The following is a 19,879-nucleotide window of genomic DNA, read 5'->3' on the forward strand; positions in this document are numbered from 1 at the left end:
ACGGGCAGCTTTTACAGTCGCACTGGTACGTTGGTCCCAAAAACAGTGGGCCTTCAATTGCCGTGCCTGAGCAGGTCATTACCTGCAACTCAATAAGAGAGGAACGACCGTGCACAACGTCGTCATCAGCGGCACAGGCCTGTTTACCCCGGCCAACAGCATCTCCAACGAAGAGCTGGTGCAGTCTTTCAATGCCTATGTTGCACAGTTCAACAATGATAACGCCGCCGCTATCGAACGTGGCGACGTGCAGGCGCTGAGTGAATCCAGCGCCGCTTTCATCGAAAAGGCTTCGGGTATCAAAAGCCGCTTCGTCATGGACAAGGAGGGCATTCTCGATCCGCAGCGCATGAAGCCCAACCTGCCGGAGCGCAGCAATGACGAATGGTCGATCCTCTGTGAGATGGGTGTAGCTGCCGCCAGACAGGCGCTGCAACGCGCGGGCAAAACCGCTGCCGATATCGACGGTGTAATCGTTGCCTGCTCCAACCTGCAGCGGGCATACCCGGCGATCTCCATCGAGATTCAACAAGCGCTGGGTGTCGCCGGTTACGGCTTCGACATGAATGTGGCCTGTTCCTCGGCCACCTTTGGCATTCAGGCAGCCTGCAACAGTGTGCAACTCGGTCAGGCCCGCGCCTTGCTGGTGATCAGCCCGGAAATCTGCACCGCACACCTTAATTTCCGTGACCGTGATAGCCACTTCATCTTTGGTGACGGCGCTACTGCCGTGGTGGTCGAGCGCGCCGACCTGGCAACCTCGCCTTACCAGTTCGATATCGTCAGCACCCGCCTGCTGACCCAGTTCTCCAACAACATCCGCAACAATTTCGGTTTCCTCAACCGTACCTCGGACGAGGGGCAGAATGCGCCGGACAAGCTGTTCGTGCAGGAAGGCCGCAAGGTGTTCCGCGAGGTGTGCCCGATGGTCGCCGAGCTGGTCGCTGCGCATTTGCAGGATAACGGCATCAACATCACTGACGTCAAACGCTTCTGGCTGCATCAGGCCAACCTGAGCATGAACCATCTGATCGTCAAGAAGCTGCTGGGCCGCGACGCTACGGTCGAAGAGGCGCCGGTGATTCTCGACACCTACGGCAATACCAGCTCGGCGGGTTCGGTGATTGCGTTTCACACCTATCAGGATGACTTGCCGCAAGGCGCGCTGGCGGTACTCAGCTCGTTTGGCGCCGGTTATTCGATCGGCAGCGTGATTCTGCGCAAGCGCTGATCGCGTTCGACGGGTAGCGCTCCGGAGGCGGGCGCTACCTGTCATATCCCGTTATGTCATGTGCAGGCCCTTGGGTCTTTATCGTATTGGCTATTCACAAAGCCATTAGCGGTATCGACCATGTTCACCCTCCGTTACAACCCCTTTGAAACCATAGAAGCGTCCATTGCGCACGCCTCTGTAACGCCTCGAGCGCAGGACGCGGCGCCGTTCGAAGCGGAGCACGCCAACACCGAATTCATCAGGCTCAACTTGCCAGACTGGTATGTGGGTGCGTCCACGGCACTGCGCCAGGCACTGCACGCCAGCCAGCAAAGTGCACGGCGTTACGCGCAGGCGCTGGAGCCGGTGCGCAACCGCCTGTTATCGCCACAGCAATTTGCAGCGCCCTTGCTGTCGAAAGCGTTTGTCGAACGTTTCCAGCTCGACCTGGACGTTGAAGCCTTTCAACTGATGACCTGGCGCTACGACAGCGCCTGGAACCCCGCCCCGCTCGAGCAGACCTTGCTCCAGGCGGCCTTGCAGAACTTCGCTCCGAGCAACAGAAGCCGCTTCAATCCCTACTCGGCAATCCTGCGGACAGGTGGCCTGCGCTACTGGCTGATCGACAGCGCCCAGCGCCGCTACAAGGTGGAATACCGGGACCGTCAGGCGATCGATCTTGAGCAGTTCGCTGATTTTTGCCATGAGCTGGATCTGGGCCGTCAGTATCAGACTCACCTGGACAGCGTGTTCAAGCCGCCAGGCCCGGCTGCGCGAGCGGTTGCCAGCGCGTTCATGGACAGCGAGCGTGCCGCCGTCGAGGTGCTTGCGCATATTGCCGTGATGAAAGGCGATATCACTGAAGCGGCGTACCAGACCCTGCTGGATATGGTGAAGTCCGTTGACCAGCCCCGCTGGGATGGCAAGGGCGTGCGCTATTGCCAGCTGCACGTGCTCGACACCTACACGTTTTCAGGCTCGCTGTTACAGGGTGCCTTGCTGATACAGCAGGATGGCGCCAGGCCCGATGACAGTCCTTGTCTGGTCTACCTGCCTTCCGAGCCCTCGCATCCGATCAAGCAGTTCGAGTCATTGCGGGCCTTCAACGCCTGGCTGGTGACGGCGTTGGGCAGCGAACACTATCGACGCTACTTCAGCCGTTTCGTCAGCCTTGGCCAGGCTCCGGCATTTTTTACCAAACTGGATGCACGGCTGTATCCCGCCGGGGACCGCAAGCTGGACCCCGACGCCGACCTGGTCGTGCAGGCACAGCCGTTTTCGAAACCGCCATTCGAACGGCTGTACGACCATTTGCTGGCCAAAACCTATGACGACTCAAAGGCTATCGCGGTGCCTTCCGCGCAGGTGGACCAGCAGGCTCATGATTCACTGATCGAAAGCCTTGAAAACAATGGCATGAACCTGCTCAACGTGGCCGGGTTCTTTGTGCCGGTGCTGGGTGAAATCATGTCAGTGGTCGCCCTCTATCAGCTCGCCAGCGAAGCGTTCGTGGCTTACGAGGACTGGCAGCACGATGAAGTCGAAGACGCCATGCAACATGTCTACAACATCGGCGAAAACGTTGCACAGATGTTGCTGGTAGGCGGCGTGGTGGGCGCGGTGAACGGGTTGCAACCCTCGATGTTCATCGAAAGCCTGGTGCAACGACGTGTCGACGGAGCCGTACGTCTCGGCAAGCCGAGCATCGACGCCTATGCGCATACGGTTTCGTTGCCCGACAACCTGAGCAGCAACGCCCTTGGACTTTATGAGCACGATGGCAGGACCTGGCTGCCACTCGACGGCAAGCTGTATCGCGTCGAGTCCGATGCCTCCGGCGCCAACTGGCGCATCAGGCATCCGCTGAATGAGCGTTCTTACGCGCCGAAGCTCAAGCACAATGGGGCCGGTGCCTGGCGCCATGAATGGGAAAACCCTATGGGGTGGGACGAGGTAACGGCTTTCAGACGCCTCAACCCGACCTGTCATGCTCTCCCGGAAGAGGACATTCAGAAAGTCCTGCGCATTACCGGCACCCACGAGGCGTTGCTGCGCCAGGTACATGTCGAGAACCTCCAGCCTCCGGCCTTGCTGAAGGACGCCATTCAGCGCGTTGAAACAGAACGGCAACTGCACGTCTGCATCGGCGCTCTTCAGGCCGCCGATGTGTCTGAGGTCCATGTTTCTCATCTTGAGCCATGGCTGAAACTGCTGGTGTCGTCACCGCGCTGGCATGAGCCCCGCGGCCTGTTGCTCATCGACGCCCAAGGGGCGCTGCTGGAATCCTGGAACGTGGGATCGCAGATGACGCTGTCGTCCCATGTCACAGGGCCGACCGGGCACCTCAGTCAAGTGCTCGGCCAGTTGCTGGAAGGTCTGCCCGCCGATGAAGTCACTCGTTTGACCGGGAGCGACAGTGCCGACAAGGCCGTTCAACTGCGCGGCTTCAAACGCTATCTGGCCGATTGCGCCCAGACGCACGTGGGGCGCCTGCTGAATGACGTGCAGGCGCTCAAAGGTCGCAGCGACGATCCGCATGTTCAACTGATACAGCGCGACTTTGGCAGCTTGCCGAGCAGCGTGGCGCTCGAACTCATCGGCATGGCCAGCGACGCGGACAAAGCGCGGATGACCACGGAAGAACGTATTCCTCTGACACTTGCCGAGCATGCCCGCGAGTATCAGCAGCAACTGCGGATAAACCGCGCCAACGAAGGCTTCTATCGGGCAGTAACCGACAATCTGGACACCCAGGCGGCGGGGATGGGTATGCTGCAGTACGTGCCAGGCTGGCGAGGTGATGTTTCCATCGATCTGCTGAAAGATTCGCTGGAGGGCGACGAAATCGCCAGTCTCGACAGCGATCAGGCCTCAGTGCACCGGCTGCTGGTCAGCACCGAAGCGGGCGTTCAGTGCTTCGATCCTTCAGGTGAGCCGCTCGGTGAAGTCGATCAGCAATTTTTCAAGGCGTTGCTGCTGGCGCTTCCCGAACAGATACGCCTCGACATTCAGCTGCCTGCTGGCGCGGATGAGCAGCAACTGCGCAGTCTGTTGCGCAATACGGCAGTCGAACGGCGTGAGCGCATGGCTGCCATTTTGCAATTGCAGCCGATCAAGCCGGGTATCAAGTGGCCGCAACGCTTGCCTCATGGCCGTATTGGCTACCCCCTGAGTGGACGCTTGCGGGGTTTCTTTCGTCGCTTGGGCATTGGCGCGTCCAGGCACTCGCCGGAGCTTGCGGTAAGAAGTCTGTACCCGGGTTTTTCCGATGCAGAAGTGTCCGACTTCCTGAGCACGCTGCGCGCCGAACACACCGGACCGGCGAGGGAGTTGTCGACTTTCGTCCGGCAAAGACTGAGCAGCCTCGCCGATGAATTGCGAACGCTTCAAGTTACCCTGGACAACTGGGTCGCGGAAACGCCCTTTTCTTCGTTACGCAGGCCGAGGGAGGTCGCCGCGACGCGCATTCGCGACTGCTGGAAACGCTTGAGCTTTCAGTGCCGAAACTTTCAGGGTGACTTTTTAGGGTATGCGCTCGATCTGGATAACTTGCGTATCGGAGAACTCCCGGATATCACGGCTAACTTCGACCATGTGGCGGTGCTGAAAGCCCGCGCCATGCAGCTTACCGATCCACAAGCGAACGCATTACTGAAAAACTTCAACAGACTGCGTTCGCTGAGCCTGGACTTCAATGATCTGCGATCCTTGCCGACCTCGATAGGGCAAATGCCTCAGCTTGCAGAGCTGTCCATCAGCCACAACCCGCTGATCTGGACAGAGTCCGCCAACGTGGCGTTGCAGAACCTGAACCGGTTGGAGATTCTGGACCTCAACTTTTGCTCGCTCGGCGAGGACGTCCCCATCCACGCATTGAACTCATTGCGCCTACTGTTTTTGCGTGGCACGGGCATTCAGACATTGCCGGCATGGAACTGGGTGCGGTCCGAGCTGATTCGGATTGATGTGCGTGACAATCGCATCTCGGAAATATCCATCGATGAACTCGATAACATCGAGTGCTCCCTCAGTTCCTCGCGCCTGCACCTGCATCTGAGCGGCAATCCGTTGAATTCACCCACGCTGGAACGCATCAGGCTGTTTCGGGAGGGCAGGCTGCGCCCGCGGTGGGGTGTCAGCCAGAGTCGCAATCCGGTCGAGGCCGGACCTGGCAGTGCGCCGTGGCTTGCAGGTCTGAATCGTGAGCAGGTGAATACCCGCATAAGGCTGTGGCAAGACCTGCGCGCCTGTGCCGGATCCACGGATTTTTTTCAGATGCTGAGCGATCTGACGCAATCGGCCGACTTCTCAAGTAACCGCGATGAGCTGATTGCGCGAGTCTGGTCGATGATCGAATCGGCGTCGGTCAACGCCGAGCTGCGTGCCCAGCTCTTCGATGTTGCCGCGCACCCGCAGACGTGTGGTGATGGACTGGCAATGGTGTTTGGCGATATGGAAGTGCGCGTCCAGATCTTCTCGATCATGTCATCCACGACGGCGGCCGCGCAGCCACGCAAGCTGTTCAGGATGACCCGCAGTCTGGACCGTCTGGACCAGGTGGAGAAAATTGCCCTGCGCGATATAGCGTTTCGTCAGGCGAGCGGCGAAACGGTCGATGAGGCCGAAGTACGCCTGGCCTACCGCGTCGGTCTGCAGGCGCGGCTTGAGCTGCCGGGCCAGCCGCGAAACATGTGGTTCCGCGCTATTGCCAAGGTGAGCGAAGCGGATTTGCAGGCCGCTTACAACGAAATCATCGATCGCGAAGCCACCCCTGAGTTTTTCCAGTCGATGATTGCCCGGGAATTCTGGATGAGTTATCTGGAAATTCGTTACGCCCCCGAGTTCGAGCCGGTCAAGCAGCCTTTCAATCAGCGCCTGGTGGCCCTGGATGAGTTGCCGCCTGATCAGCGATCCGATCAGCAGTACCTCGAGCAGATTGGCCTGATCTCTCGTCAGCGTGAGCAGGCGCTCAACGAATTCGCGATCACTCTTTCCAGGCAGATTGCCCAGGCGGTGAACATGACGGCTCAATAAGGGATATTCTTCACCCTGTCTGCCTATCGGGGAACCTGCATGCCTGTTCACGTAATCGACAGCCTCGGCACCGTCGCGCCTGCCCAGTGGGATGCGCTGGTGCCTGGCAATCAGCCATTCCTGCGGCATGCGTTTCTCAGCTCGCTGGAGGACAGCGGCAGCCTCGGGCCACGATCGGGCTGGCGTGCCGAGCACGTGCTGCACTACGAAAACGATCAGTTGGTGGCGGCGTTGCCGGCTTACCGAAAGTGGCATTCGTATGGCGAGTACGTGTTCGATCACGCCTGGGCAGACGCCTGCCGTCGCGCCGGCATCGCCTATTACCCCAAGCTGCTGATCGCCGTGCCTTTCAGCCCGGTCGGCGGTTCGCGGATTTTGTCGGCGACGCCTCAGGGCGGTATCGAGTTGCTCAGCGAGCTGCCTGCCTATCTGCAGAGTGAAGGGTTGTCGAGCGCCCACGTAAACTTCACCGATCCGGCGGCCGATGCCTTGCTTGAAACGCAACCGGGCTGGCTGGAACGCTTTGGCTGCCAGTTTCACTGGCATAACCGCGGCTACCGGGACTTTCAGGACTTCCTTGATGCATTGAGTTCGCGCAAGCGCAAACAGATGCGCAAGGAACGTGGGCAGGTGGCCGGGCAGGGCATCGAGTTTGAATGGCTCGAAGGCGCGCAGATGAGTGAAGTGCTGTGGGACTTCGTCTATGCGTGCTACTCCAATACCTACGAGGTGCGCGGGCAGGCGCCTTACCTGACGCGTGAGTTCTTCAGCCTGCTGGCTGAGCGCATGCCTGAATCGATCCGTGTGGTCATCGCGCTGCAGGGCTCACGGCCGGTGGCGATGGCCTTCAGCCTGATCGGCGACGACAGTTTCTATGGGCGCTACTGGGGCTGTCTGGCCGAGTTTGACCGGCTGCATTTCGAAACCTGTTTCTATCAGGGTATGGACTACGCCATCGCTCACGGCCTGCAACGCTTCGACGCCGGCGCGCAGGGCGAACACAAACTGATCCGCGGCTTCGAACCGCAGATCACCCGTTCGTGGCACTACCTGATGCACCCAGGCCTGAAAGACGCGGTCAGCGAGTTTCTGGAGCAGGAGCGAGTCGGCGTACTGGCCTATGCCGAGGAAGCGCGCAGCGCACTGCCGTATCGGCAGGTGGAGTAACCGGCCAGAAGACATTCAGCGACTGCACTGGCCCCTTCGCGAGCAAGCTCGCTCCCACAAGTGCGGCGTACACATGACCACAGCAGACGTTCAGCGACTGCACTGGCCCCTTGGCGAGCAAGCTCGCTCCCACAAGTGCGGCGTACATATGACCGACAGGTGGAGTCGCTACACAGCAGACATTCAGCGACTGCACTGGCCTCTTCGCGAGCAAGCTCGCTCCCACAGGTGCGGCGTACACATGATCGACAGGTGGATCCCACAAGTGCTGCGTCGCTGCCGCTGAAGATGTTGTGGCCTCTGAAGATCCTGTGGGAGCGAGCTTGCTCGCGAAGAGGCCAGCAAACTCCCCCTATCAATCCACGCCTACAAACCCACCCGTTTGATGCTGCCACAACCGCGCATACAGCCCGCCATGCGCCAGCAGTTCGCTGTGCGTGCCGGTTTCGGCGATCTGGCCTTTCTCCAGAACCACCAGGCGATCCATGCGTGCAATCGTCGACAGGCGGTGCGCGATGGCGATCACCGTTTTGCCCTGCATCAACGTCTCCAGGCTTTCCTGAATCGCTGCTTCGACTTCCGAGTCGAGTGCCGAAGTGGCTTCGTCCATGATCAGGATCGGTGCGTCCTTGAGCAGCACGCGAGTGATCGCGATACGCTGGCGTTGACCGCCGGACAGCTTGACGCCGCGTTCACCGACATGAGCATCGAAGCCGGTACGACCTTCGGAGTCCGACAGCAGCGGGATAAACTCGTCAGCACGAGCCTTGCGGATCGACTCCCAGAGCTGTTCGTCGGTTGCGTGCGGGTTGCCATACAGCAGGTTCTCGCGAATCGAGCGGTGCAGCAGCGAGGTGTCCTGGGTAATCATGCCGATCTGCGCCCGCAGGCTTTCCTGGGTGATTTCGGAAATATCCTGGCCGTCGATAAGGATCCTCCCGCCTTGCACGTCGTACATGCGCAGCAGCAGGTTCACCAGCGTCGACTTGCCCGCGCCGGAAGGCCCGATCAGACCGATCTTCTCACCCGGTTTGATGTCCAGGTTGAGGTTGTGAATGATCCCGTTGCCATTGCCGTAATGGAAATCGACGCCGTCGAACCTGACGCCGCCGTTTTCGATCTTCAGCGGCAGGGCGCCGGGTTTGTCATTGACCGTGACGGGCTGCGAGATACTTTCCAGGCCGTCCTGCACGGTGCCGATGTTCTCGAAGATGCCGTTGACCACCCACATGATCCAGCCGGACATGTTGACGATGCGGATGACCAGACCGGTGGCCAGTGCAATCGCCCCCACCGAGATCATCGACTGAGTCCACAACCACAGGGCCAGGCCGGTCGTCGTGACGATCAGTATGCCGTTCATGGTGGTGATGGTGGTGTCCATCGACGTGACCACGCGGCCGGCCAGCTGACTTTTTTCGGTGTGATCGCGCATCGCTTCGCGAGCGTACTGCTGCTCGTGGTTGGTGTGGGCGAACAGCTTGAGCGTGGTGATGTTGGTGTAGCCGTCGACGATGCGGCCCATCAGTCGTGAGCGCGCATCGGACGAATCCACCGAGCGCTGCTTGACCCTCGGCACGAAGTACATCAGCGAGAGGATGAACGCCGCGATCCAGGTACCCAGCGGGATCATCAGGCGCCAGTCGGCCTCGGCGAACAGCACCATCGCGCTGATCGCGTAGATCAGCACATGCCACAGCGCATCCACCGACTGTACGGCCGAGTCGCGCAATGAGTTGCCGGTCTGCATGATGCGCTGAGCGATACGCCCGGCGAAGTCGTTCTGGAAGAAGTTGACGCTCTGCTTGAGCACGTAACTGTGGTTCTGCCAGCGAATCAGGTTGGTCATGCCGGGGCTGATCGTCTGGTGTACCAGCAGGTCATGCAGGCCGACGAAAATCGGCCGCAGCAGCAGGGCCACGACGACCATCCAGATCAGCTCGGAACCATGAATGCTGAAGAAGTTCTCCGGCGGCGTGGTTTGCGCCAGATCGATGATGCGGCTCAGGTAACTGAACAGCGACACTTCGATCAGCGCACCGATCAGCCCGACCACCAGCAGCGCGGTAAACGTCGGCCACACCTGACGCAGGTAGTAGAGATAAAACGCGAAGACGGTATTGGGCGGGGCAGCGGTAGGAGCGTCTTTGAAGATATCGATCAGTTTTTCGAAACGACGATAAAGCATTGGCTATCACACCCACGCGACGTGGGTTCTCCTTGATAAGTGGAGGCTCTCCCGTCCGGACCGCACGAAGCCCGAAGGCTCCATGCGGTGCAGGTTTCCCGATCAGTTGACGCGTTTGGCGGACTTGATCAGGATCGGGTCGATTGGCACGTTTTGCATGCCTTTCTGAGTCGTGGTGCGGGCGTTGACGATGTTGTCGACGACGTCCATACCCTTGACGACTTTACCGAACACCGCGTAACCGAAGTCGCGCGCGCCGTTGTCGAGCATGGCATTGTCGTTGGTGTTGATGAAGAATTGACTGGTGGCCGAGTTCACGTCCGAAGTACGCGCCATGGCAATGGTGCCGCGGACGTTATGCAAACCGTTCTGGGCTTCGTTCTTGATCGGATCCTTGGTCTGCTTCTGAACCAGTTGCTGGGTGAAGCCACCGCCCTGCACCATGAAACCCGGAATCACCCGGTGAAAGATGGTGTTGGTATAGAAGCCGCTGTCGACATAGCCCAGAAAGTTCTGGGTGCTGATCGGCGCCTTGGTGTCTGCAAGTTCGATTTCAATCTGGCCGAAGCTGGTGTCGAGTACCACGTGCGTGGCTTTATCCGGAGCAGCCATCAGGTTGGCGGCGAACAGTACGGAGCAGGCGGCGAGAGCGATTTTTTTCAGCATGTGGCAACACGTCCTTCATTAAGAGATATCGACTGTGACCGGCAAGGTAACCACGTTTGGCTTTTTTTGCCCAGCGTATTGGCGGGTTTGCAGCACTTCAGACGATCAGGCTGCACGTCCATGGACCGCACAGGATTTTCAGACTGCGTTGCTGGCGATGAATTCCAGCCGCGTGCGATTGACGTGCTGCATACAGTGAAGAGCGCCAAGTGCCTGCGCCGGTCAGGCATTTTGCGGCGTGCCGAGTGCAGCGGTGAGCGGGGTCGTGTCAAAGCTGCGGATCAGATCGATCAGAATCTGCGTGGCCGGGCCCAGCGGTCGGTCCTTGCTGGAGTAAAGATAGAAGGCCGGGTTGCGGCTGCCACCCTTGTCCAGGCGCAGGGGCTTGAGCAGGCCTTCGCGCAGTTCACGCTCGATCATGTGCCGAGGCAGCCAGGCGAAGCCCAGGCCGTTGCTGACGAAGGTCGCAGCGGTGCCCAGGCTGCCGACGGTCCAGCGCTGTTCCGCGCCCAGCCAGCCGAAGTCCCTGGGTTGCTGCCTGCCGGAATCACGGATGACGACCTGCAACTGGCTTTCCAGGTCCTGAAAGGTCAGCTCGCGATTGGCCTGATGCAGGGCGTGGTCCGGGTGAGCGACGGCGACGAACTCGACCGAGCTCATCTCGGTGCCCAGATGCCCGGCAATGCTGTAGCCGCTGATGGCCAGGTCCGCGACGCCTTCGAGCAAGACCTCCTCGACGCCGGAGAGCACTTCCTCACGCAGTCGCACCCGGCAGCCTCGGCTCTGCGGCATGAACGCGGTCAGCGCCCTGACCAGACGCGCCGAAGGGTACGCCGCGTCGATCACCAGGCGCACTTCCGCTTCCCAGCCCTGCTCCATATGGTGGGCGAGGTCTTCCAGTTGGCTGGCCTGTTTGACCAGTTGCCGCGAGCGGCGTAGCAGTACGCCACCGGCTTCGGTCAGTACCGCCTTGCGCCCGTCGATACGCAACAACGGCACGCCGAGCTGTTCCTGCATGCGCGCCACGGTGTAACTCACCGATGATTGCGAGCGATGCAACGCTTCGGCGGCCTGAGCAAAACCACCGTGATCGACCACGGCCTGCAATGTGCGCCACTGGTCGAGAGTCACGCGGGGCGCTTTCATGCTGTAATTCCTCTTAAAGTACGGGCTTATTGTTCTACTCTGACAATCCCGACTCGGAGATTGCCGAATGAATCGACTGTGTTGTGCGCTGCTGGTCATGTTGCCGTTGACGGCCCTGGCGTACCCCATCGAGGTGGAAAAACAGTACCAGGGCGTGAAGATCGATTATGTTGCCCACGACGTCTATCACGATACCGGGTCAATCACCGTCAACAACTACGGTGAAGTAGACGCCAAATGTTCGGTGGTGTTCATCAACGGGCCGGAGGCACCGCGCACCCGACATGTGCAGGTCGGCGCAGGCAAGAGTCTCGACGTTTCATCCCGATTCAATCGCAGCATCATAAAGTTGCGAATCAGGCTCAGCTGTCAGCCCGCCTGAGAGTAGAGCGCTCTTATGGATAAGACAAATTTATGGGGGGAGCACAGAGGCTTCGCGTTTTTGTGCAACGCGTTGGTGTAGGACCGGGGTTGCGGGGGATGGTACTCACCCCGGTCGCTCTTGCTGATGTTCTGAGGGTGCAGCCCCGTTTCCAGGGCTTTTTATGAGTTATGTGCTTTGGGACGATCAGACAATGATGTCGGCGGCCTGCAGCGTTTGCACGCCCGTGAGCTGGATTTCGAAGTCCGCGCCGACGTTGTCATCGATATTGCCGTACAGCACACCGTCGGCAAAACGCAGTTCACCGCTGTTGTTGGCGCTGAACGCCGCGTTGCCGATGAATACGAACGCATCGTGGCCATCGGTCAGCGGTCGGGCATCGAAGCCGGAGAAGTCCAGCTTGTCGCCTTCGACTGTCTTGAAGCCATTGATGATGTCGCGCAGTCCACCCAGGCCCGTATCGGTGATGCTGTTGAACACGTAGTGGTCCGCGCCGGTGCCGCCGATCAGCGTATCAGCGCCTGACCCGCCGATCAGCACGTCATCACCCGCACCGCCGGACAAGGTGTCATTGCCATCGCCGCCGCTCAGGGTGTTGGCGTTCTTGTTGCCGGTCAGCGTGTCGGCAAACTGGCTGCCGATCAGGTTTTCAGTGAATTTCAGTGTGTCCAGGCCCGAACCCCCGGTGGCTTGCTGGGCGCTGGTGTTCAACGCAACGGTGACGCCGGCGGTGGCGAACAGATACGACACGGTGTCATTGCCGTCGCGGCCGTCCATGACGTTGTCGCCAGCGCCCGCGTAAATCAGGTTGTCCAGGGCATTGCCGGTGGCGTTGGCGGCCCCGGTACTGTTGATGACGATGTTTTCCACATTGGCCCCCAGCGTGTAGCTGGCCAGCGAGCTGTACACCGTATCCACGCCACCCACCTGTGCATCGGCATTGGTTTCGACCACCCGGTCGGCGGCATCGTCGACGTAATAACTGTCCGATCCATCGCCGCCGGTCAGCATGTCGGCACCTGCAGCACCGTCAAGAATGTTGTTGCTGGCATTGCCGATGATGACGTTCTTCACGGCGTTGCCGGTGCCGTTGATGGCAGACACGCCGGTAAGCACCAGGTTTTCCAGGTTGGCGCCCAGCGTCCAGCTGACAGACGACACCACGGTGTCGACCTGCGAGGGCGAGTCGTTGCTTTCGGTGACGGTATCGAAAGCGTTGTCGACGACATAGATGTCGTTGCCATCGCCGCCGCTCATGTCATCCGCGCCCTGATCGCCGTCCAGCACGTCATTGCCGGAACTGCCGACCAGTGTGTCGTCGTCACTGGTGCCGAAGATGTGGCCACCTTCGTTCTGGCCACTCTCGAAAATGGCGGCCGGGTCGTTGTTGTCAGCGGCGTTGCCGTGGAAACCCAGGTCATCGGCGATGAAATCGGCCAGGCGCTGGCCGACGATCTCGGCGGACTCTTCATGCAAGTGCCAGACGTCATCGGGGTAAACCAGCGGGTTGACCTCGTAACGCAGCGGCAGGTCGGTGTAGTCAACCGCCAGCTTGACGTCGGCGCGCTCAGTGGCAATGGCTTCCTGAACGCTTCTGACGTACCCGGTACCCTCGACAATGGCGTTGATCTTTTCATCGGTGTAGCCGCGGGCCTTGGCCGCGTCGGTCTGGTAGTGCCCGGTTTCGGCGATGTATACGGTGAAATCGCCGATCTGCGCATGCAAGTAGTCGAACACTTTCAGGGTCGAGGCCTTGTACAGCTCGGCTGCCGCCTGCTTGTCAGTGGCGCGGGCGATTTCCTGAGCGGCTTCTTCACCCTGACCCCAGATGATCCCGGTGGTCACTTTGTCGATGGCGGTCAGCGACGCCAGTTGCGACTTGAGCAACTCGGTGGCGCGCAACAGCGCAGGGCCCGGCTCATCGGTGTCGACCAGCCACCAGGAAACACGCTGTTCTTCCTGAGTGCCGGTCGAGTAGCCGACCACTGTGCTGCCGCCCACGGCGAGGTCGATGCCATCGCCGTTGGCGTCGGTGAACTGGCTGCGCACGTCGTAATCGGTGTAGCGGGTCAGGTCCTTGACCATTTCCGAGGTGCCGGACTGGTTATCGTCTTCGGTCATGCGCAGCAGGCGCGCATTGGACTGGCCCAGCGTCGGCAGGTAGAGAATCTCCTGCGCCTCACGCTGGCCGAACACGAAGTCCGCATCGGTCAGGGTGTTAATCAGGTTGCCGCTCAGGGCGATTTCGAAGCGATTGCCGTCGGCATCCGCCGTAGCGGACTTGATGTAAGTCTTGTCGCCCGTTTCGTTGAGGGTCATGTACAGCGTGTGATCTTCGCCGTTGCCCAGCCCCAGAAAGCCCAGGGCGGAAACGTCTATCTTGTCCTGGCCGGGGGTGAAGTCATAGATCGTGTCGGTGGCGGTCAGCCCGCCAGCGTCGTAATCGCGGTAGCTGTCGGTCAGGGCGCTGTAGACGAACGTGTCGGCATCGGCTCCTCCGTACAGGGCGTCACGTCCTGCGCCACCGTTGATGATGTCGGCGCCGGTATCGCCGCGCAGCGTGTCGTCACCGCCCAGGCCCAGAATCGTGTCGTTGCCTTCGGTGCCATACAGCGCCTCGGCGTTCTCGGTGCCGGTGAGGGTCCCCGGCGTGACGTTGCCCACATTGATGGCAAAACTGTCGGCCACCGACGCGCCGGTGGCGTCGCTTGCGGTCAGCAATACCGAGTAAAGCCCCGATGCCGTGCCACCCGGCGTGCCGCTGAAGGTCAGGGTCTTGCTGTCGAACTTCAACCAGTCGGGCAGGGCGCTGTTATCGGCCAGGGTCGCGCTGTAGGTCAGCGTGTTGCTGTCCGGGTCGCTGAAGCTGCCGGGTTGCACAGCGTAGGAGAACGCCTTCAGCTCGTTGATGTTCTGGTCCATCAGCGGCGTATTGAGCACTGGTGCCTGATTGGCGGCGGCTGCGGTGGAGAAGATGAAGTTGGACGCGCTCAGTTTGTCGGCCAGATTGCCTTGCAAGGCAATCTCGAAGCGATTGCCTGTGCTGTCGACCGCATCGGTCTTGATGTAGGTCTTGCTGCCGTCGGCATTGACGGACAGGTAAATGGTGTTGGCGCTGCCATCGCCCAGGCCGCGCAGGCCGATGCTGGACAGGTCGATGCGGTCTTCGGCCGGGTTGAAGTCGGTGATCGTGTCGCTCTGCTTGGTGCCGCTGGCGGTGTAATTGCGATAGCTGTCCAGACGCGAGTTGTAGATGAACAGGTCCGCGCCCGCGCCACCGGTCAGGGTGTCGGCATCGGCTCCCCCAGTGATCGTGTCGGCGCCCGCGCCGCCATCGATACGGTCCGTACCGGCGTTGCCGTTGATCACGTCATTGCCGTCGGTGCCGGTCAGGGTATCGCCGCCCGCCGTGCCTTCCACCACATGCTGGAAGATGAAATGACTGGCATTGAGCGTGTCTTTCAGGTTGCCGCTCAGGCCCAGTTCGAAGCGGTTACCGCTGGCATCGGCGTCGAGTGATTTGACGTAGGTGCGGTCCAGCGTGGCGTTGTAGCTGATGTTCAGCGTACCGCCCTTGCCGCTGCCCAGCCCGGTGAAGCCCAGGTTGCTCAGGTCGATGCGGTCCTGGCTGATATCGAAGTCGGTGACCAGATCGGTGGAACTGGTGGTGGCCGTGCGGTAGCTGTCGGTCAACTGATCGAAGCGAAAGGTGTCGGCACCCGCGCCACCGGTGAGCTTGTCGGCTCCGGCACCACCAATCAGGATGTCGTCACCCGCACCGCCGTTCAAGGTGTCCTTGCCCGCCAGACCGAAGATCTGCTCGTGGGCCGCGCCACCGGTGATGACGTCGTTGGCCTCGGTGCCATTGACGGTCACCAGCGGGAACGCATCGCCCGCAAAGCTGCCGTCGCCATACACCAGGGTCAGCCCCTTGCTGGTGTGGTTGATGGTGTTGCCGACGATGCTGTTGCGGTCGGTGCCGTCTTCGTTGCGCTCGGCGACGCCGTAGGTGGAGTTGTCACTGCCGGTGATCGTGTTGCCACGGATCAGGTTGTCGCTGCCGCTGAAGAACTTGCCGGACACGCCCGTGGTGTCGTCGTAGGACTGAATGATGATTTCCGGAACCGCTGAACCCAGCGCGTTGTTGCTCAGGGTGTTATCGAAGATATCCACCCCAGAACTGCCATAAATGCGCACGCCGGCGTTGCCATTGTCGTGGATGTCCACGCCGCTGACCGAAACCTGGCTGGACAGCTTGATCAGTACGCCTTCTGCTGCGTTGCCATACACCGCGCCGCCGGTGATGGTGATGTTGGCGGGCGAGGGGATGTTCTCGCTGCCGCGCTGCACCACGATGCCGGTGCTGCCATTGCCATAGGCAACGTTGTTGCTCAGGGTGAAGTCGTGGGTGCTGGTGACCACGTTGAAGCCGTGACGATCGTTGTCGTACGCAACGTTGTTTTCAAACACGCTGTCGCTCAGGTAATCGGCCACGAAGCCGTCCAGGCCGTTGCCATGCGACACGCTGTTCTTGATCACCATGTTGACGGTCTGCTCGTGCGGGTCGAAGCCGTAGCCCGAGCAATCCTTGATCTCGACGCTGTCGAGGGTGACGTTCGAATCCTTGCCGTCAGAGCCCGGAATGTAACCGTTGAACCAGCCATCCACCTTGCCGGTGGTGGCGTCCCGGTTACCGTCCAGCGTCAGGTTCTTCATGCCGAAGTCGTGGGTTTCTTCGCCATAGGCCGAGCGCACGATGCCGGTGATCTTGGTGTCCGAGCCATCCGCAAGCTTGATGACTGTCTCGCCCATGCCTGCACCCGACAGGGTGACGTTGCTCTTGAGCATCAGGCAGCCATCAGAAGGCTCTTCGCCACCGGACACGATGTATGTGCCGGCCCCCATGACCACTTCACCGCCGCCTGCAGCCGCCGCCGCATCGATTGCGGCCTGAATGGCAGCTGTATCGTCAGTGACGCCGTCGCCCACTGCTCCGAAGTCTTTTGTGTTGAATATCATGGTGTTACTCCAGGCGACGACGAATGTGGATGAAATGAGTCAATATTGCAGCGTCGAGATGATAAGACCTTTTTCTGTGGAAAAGTTGCCGATATAGGCTATATTTTCGTCGAAACCGACGACATGTACGTCAATAATGCGACTGTCATATTTGTGACGGGTAACGCGGAGCGCGGCGACGGGTTGGCGTCAAAAATTGGCGGCCGTCGAGTGGACAGTGAGTGACGCAACCGCTATGGTCGCGCCCTTCAAAAATGGGGGGCGGGCATGGGTTATCTAATTTTCGTCACACTGATTCAGGCGTTTTCGTTCAGCCTGATCGGTGTCTATCTGGCCGGGCACGTCGACAGTTATTTCGCGGTACTGATCCGCGTGGTGCTGGCGGGTCTGGTATTCATTCCGCTGACCCGCTGGCGTCAGGTCGAACCCCGCTTCATGCGCAGCATGCTGCTGATCGGCGCGCTGCAATTCGGCGTGACCTATGTCTGCCTATACCTGAGTTTCAGGGTGCTGACGGTGCCGGAAGTGCTGCTGTTCACCATCCTCACGCCACTGCACGTAACGTTGATCGAAGACGCGCTGAACCGACGCTTCAACCCTTGGGCATTGCTGGCGGCGGCGGTCGCGGTGCTGGGCGCTGGCGTGATTCGTTACGATGGCCTGGACGGCGACTTCCTCGGCGGCTTTCTGCTGCTGCAACTGGCCAACTTCACCTACGCCGCCGGGCAGGTGCTGTACAAGCATCTGGTGGCGCGCTACCCGAGCGACCTGCCGCATTACCGACGCTTCGGCTACTTCTACCTCGGCGCACTGGCGGTGGTACTGCCTGCGTTCCTGATATTCGGTAACCCGCAACACCTGCCCGAAGCGCCGACCCAATGGATCGTGCTGCTATTTCTCGGCCTGTGTTCGACGGCGCTGGGCATGTATTGGTGGAATAAAGGTGCGTGCATGGTCAACGGCGGCACCCTGGCGGTGATGAATAACCTGCATGTGCCGCTGGGGCTGTTGATCAATCTGCTGATCTGGAACCAGCATGAGGACTTCACCCGCCTGCTGATCGGTGGCGGGGTGATCGTGGCGTCGGTGTGGATCAGTCGCCTGGGCGTGCGGCGCGTGCCGGAGAGCGTTTCCGGCACACGTTGAGTCAGACGTGCTGGCCGCCGTTGACGTGAATCTCCGCGCCGTTCACGTAGGACGCGCCAGCCGTACACAGGAAGTAGATCAGCGAAGCGACTTCCTCGGGCTTGCCCAGCCGGTGCATCGGCACCAGCCGCTCGACAATCTCGGCGGTGCCGGGTGACAGAATCGACGTATCGATTTCACCCGGCGCAATGGCATTGACCCGTATCCCGTGCGGGCCGAAATCGAAGGCCATTTCCCGGGTCAGGGCAGACAGTGCCGCCTTGGACGTGGCGTAGGCGACGCCTGCAAACGGGTGGACCTTCGAGCCGGCGATCGAGGTGACATTGATGATGCTGCCCTTGGCTGCCTTCAACTCGTCAAACAAACCCCGACCCAGCAGCGCGGTAGAGAACAGATTGACGTTGAACACCTTGATCCAGGTGCTGTAATCCGACTCCAGCACACCCATGCGCCCGCCGTCCTCGGTCTTCGGTGAAACGCCGGCATTGTTGACCAGCGCATCGAGCCGCCCGCCGAGCTTGTCCTTGATCGCCGCCATGCTCTCGCTGACGCTGTCGATGTTTTCCAGGTCCAGGTGAATGTGGTTGAGCAGACCTTCAGCCCACGGGCAGTCAGCGACCCAATTCTGCCGCGACGCGGTAAACACCTCCCAGCCAGCGGCATTGAAATGCTTGACCGTGGCATGACCGATACCCCGGCTTGCGCCAGTCAGCAAAAGCTTTTTCTTGTCGCTCATGAGTGCGTTCCGGTTTTTAGGGTGGATGCATCATGTTTTTTGGTGGGAGGGGTGTCAACGGGGTTCAGACAGTACCGGTCAGGCGGCAGTGCGCATTGTGTTGATGCGCTTCAACACCCTGCGCCATAACGGCCGCCTCGGACGAGGAGATGCCTCGGCCACCACATTCGGCATGTCGCGCAAGCGAACCCAGGTTTCGCTGCGCCAGTGCAGCACGCTCAGCGACGTGCCGGGCCATTGCAGTTGGCTCATTCTGGGGTTATCCAGCGTGACGTTCTGTTGATCATGCAAGGTCGTCAGCACCTCATGCGTCAGCCACTGACGCAGCATATGGCTGTGACGGAGGACTAGGGTGGCTTCGAAATGGGGTGTGTGGGGGGAAAGGTGTGGGGCTGAAGCGTAGGAAACGGCATTTTTTGGGGCGGCTGCGATGCGTTAGATTTTAGGTTGTGTTCAGATAGTGTGTTGTCGGTTGATGTTTATTATTGAAGCGCGCCCATCTGCATGGGTTAGATGAGGTAACGCCTCCATCACCCTCGACAACCCTACACTGGAGGCAACATGTTCGACAAAGGCATCTGGCTGAACCAACCCCGGCAATGCGGCGTGACGGACGAGCGTTTGACAGTCACCACAGACCCGCAAACCGATTTCTGGCAGCAGACGCACTACGGCTTCTGCCGTGACACGGGTCATTTTCTAGGTGTTTCGGTGACCGGTGATTTCACTGCGCAAGTCCATGTGCAGGGTGACTTCAAGACGCTTTACGATCAGGCGGGTTTGATGGTTCGCATTGACGAGCGCAACTGGGTCAAAACCGGTGTTGAAGTCAGTGATGGAGCGCTGATGCTGGGCAGCGTTCTAACCTGCGGACAATCCGATTGGGCCACGGGTGTATTTGATGATTCGTCATCCGGCCTCTGGCTGCGAGTTACCGTCGCCAAGGGCGTGTTGCGCATTCAGCACTCCAGCGACGGCCTGCGCTGGCCGCTGCTGCGCCTGGCACCATTTCCCGTGAGTGAGTCTTATGCCGTAGGGCCGATGTGCTGCAGTCCGGAGCGGGGAGGGCTGGAGGTCGTGTTCTCTCATTTCGAGGTCGTGCCTGCACTGGGCAAGGATTTGCATGATCTGACGTGAGTGACTCTTCAGCCGGCCATTGCAGGCCCGCTGAAGAGCGACATG

At 60.1% G+C, this 19,879-nt stretch carries 11 protein-coding genes and 1 pseudogene; 6 read left to right on the forward strand and 6 right to left on the reverse strand.

What is annotated here, in order from left to right:
- Nucleotides 1-109: 109 nt before the first annotated feature.
- The 3 genes from BT119_RS20195 (at nt 110) to BT119_RS20205 (ending at nt 7,414) form a co-directional block, all read left to right on the forward strand.
- The gene (locus BT119_RS20195) at nt 110-1,231 is read left to right on the forward strand and encodes a beta-ketoacyl-ACP synthase III (protein WP_003363473.1); all 1,122 of its coding nucleotides are present in this window, start codon (nt 110-112) and stop codon (nt 1,229-1,231) included.
- 120 nt (nt 1,232-1,351) lie between these two features.
- The gene (locus BT119_RS20200; protein ID WP_072366804.1) at nt 1,352-6,247 is read left to right on the forward strand and encodes an NEL-type E3 ubiquitin ligase domain-containing protein; all 4,896 of its coding nucleotides are present in this window, start codon (nt 1,352-1,354) and stop codon (nt 6,245-6,247) included.
- 39 nt (nt 6,248-6,286) lie between these two features.
- Nucleotides 6,287-7,414: a GNAT family N-acetyltransferase gene (locus BT119_RS20205; RefSeq protein ID WP_072366806.1), complete on the forward strand. Its 1,128-nt coding sequence runs from the start codon at nt 6,287-6,289 to the stop codon at nt 7,412-7,414.
- A gap of 355 nt (nt 7,415-7,769) precedes the next feature.
- On the opposite strand, the gene BT119_RS20210 is transcribed toward BT119_RS20205, so the two are convergent.
- The 3 genes from BT119_RS20210 to BT119_RS20220 form a co-directional block, all read right to left on the reverse strand.
- Complete coding sequence (locus BT119_RS20210) at nt 7,770-9,602, reverse strand: ABC transporter ATP-binding protein (protein ID WP_003431136.1); 1,833 nt, start codon at nt 9,600-9,602, stop codon at nt 7,770-7,772.
- Between the two features lie 102 nt (nt 9,603-9,704).
- The gene (locus BT119_RS20215; protein WP_003363466.1) at nt 9,705-10,268 is read right to left on the reverse strand and encodes a peptidylprolyl isomerase A; all 564 of its coding nucleotides are present in this window, start codon (nt 10,266-10,268) and stop codon (nt 9,705-9,707) included.
- A 222-nt stretch (nt 10,269-10,490) separates the two neighbouring features.
- A complete protein-coding gene (locus tag BT119_RS20220; protein WP_058397206.1) occupies nt 10,491-11,414 on the reverse strand; it encodes a LysR family transcriptional regulator in 924 nt (307 codons plus the stop codon).
- 67 nt (nt 11,415-11,481) lie between these two features.
- Between BT119_RS20220 and BT119_RS20225 the strand changes: the two genes are divergently transcribed.
- The gene (locus BT119_RS20225; RefSeq protein WP_003363462.1) at nt 11,482-11,796 is read left to right on the forward strand and encodes a hypothetical protein; all 315 of its coding nucleotides are present in this window, start codon (nt 11,482-11,484) and stop codon (nt 11,794-11,796) included.
- Between the two features lie 186 nt (nt 11,797-11,982).
- On the opposite strand, the gene BT119_RS27575 is transcribed toward BT119_RS20225, so the two are convergent.
- Entirely contained in the window at nt 11,983-16,815 is a 4,833-nt protein-coding gene (locus BT119_RS27575) for a M10 family metallopeptidase C-terminal domain-containing protein (protein ID WP_072366808.1), read from the reverse strand.
- A 267-nt stretch (nt 16,816-17,082) separates the two neighbouring features.
- On the opposite strand from BT119_RS27575, the gene BT119_RS20240 reads away from it, so the two are divergent.
- A complete protein-coding gene (locus tag BT119_RS20240) occupies nt 17,083-17,961 on the forward strand; it encodes a carboxylate/amino acid/amine transporter (protein WP_072366810.1) in 879 nt (292 codons plus the stop codon).
- 1 nt (nt 17,962) lies between these two features.
- On the opposite strand, the gene BT119_RS20245 is transcribed toward BT119_RS20240, so the two are convergent.
- Both BT119_RS20245 and BT119_RS20250 read right to left on the reverse strand, forming a co-directional pair.
- Nucleotides 17,963-18,697: an SDR family NAD(P)-dependent oxidoreductase gene (locus BT119_RS20245; RefSeq protein WP_003314465.1), complete on the reverse strand. Its 735-nt coding sequence runs from the start codon at nt 18,695-18,697 to the stop codon at nt 17,963-17,965.
- Between the two features lie 78 nt (nt 18,698-18,775).
- Nucleotides 18,776-19,024, reverse strand: a pseudogene (locus tag BT119_RS20250) (phage antirepressor); the annotation flags it as partial.
- Nucleotides 19,025-19,258: 234 nt separating this feature from the next.
- Between BT119_RS20250 and BT119_RS20255 the strand changes: the two are divergent.
- Nucleotides 19,259-19,834 (forward strand): DUF1349 domain-containing protein, encoded by a 576-nt coding sequence (locus BT119_RS20255; protein WP_072366814.1) that lies wholly within the window; start codon nt 19,259-19,261, stop codon nt 19,832-19,834.
- The last annotated feature ends 45 nt before the right edge of the window (nt 19,835-19,879 follow it).

This window comes from Pseudomonas sp. NFACC10-1 (assembly GCF_900119195.1).
GTDB classification, from domain to species: domain Bacteria; phylum Pseudomonadota; class Gammaproteobacteria; order Pseudomonadales; family Pseudomonadaceae; genus Aquipseudomonas; species Aquipseudomonas cerasi.

Coding starts and splice junctions, on each gene's coding strand:
- BT119_RS20200 (WP_072366804.1), top strand. CDS start 1,352: ATGTTCACCCTCCGTTACAACCCCTTTGAAACCATAGAAGCGTCCATT.
- BT119_RS20205 (WP_072366806.1), top strand. CDS start 6,287: ATGCCTGTTCACGTAATCGACAGCCTCGGCACCGTCGCGCCTGCCCAG.
- BT119_RS20210 (WP_003431136.1), bottom strand. CDS start 9,602: ATGCTTTATCGTCGTTTCGAAAAACTGATCGATATCTTCAAAGACGCT.
- BT119_RS20215 (WP_003363466.1), bottom strand. CDS start 10,268: ATGCTGAAAAAAATCGCTCTCGCCGCCTGCTCCGTACTGTTCGCCGCC.
- BT119_RS20220 (WP_058397206.1), bottom strand. CDS start 11,414: ATGAAAGCGCCCCGCGTGACTCTCGACCAGTGGCGCACATTGCAGGCC.
- BT119_RS20225 (WP_003363462.1), top strand. CDS start 11,482: ATGAATCGACTGTGTTGTGCGCTGCTGGTCATGTTGCCGTTGACGGCC.
- BT119_RS27575 (WP_072366808.1), bottom strand. CDS start 16,815: ATGATATTCAACACAAAAGACTTCGGAGCAGTGGGCGACGGCGTCACT.
- BT119_RS20240 (WP_072366810.1), top strand. CDS start 17,083: ATGGGTTATCTAATTTTCGTCACACTGATTCAGGCGTTTTCGTTCAGC.
- BT119_RS20245 (WP_003314465.1), bottom strand. CDS start 18,697: ATGAGCGACAAGAAAAAGCTTTTGCTGACTGGCGCAAGCCGGGGTATC.
- BT119_RS20255 (WP_072366814.1), top strand. CDS start 19,259: ATGTTCGACAAAGGCATCTGGCTGAACCAACCCCGGCAATGCGGCGTG.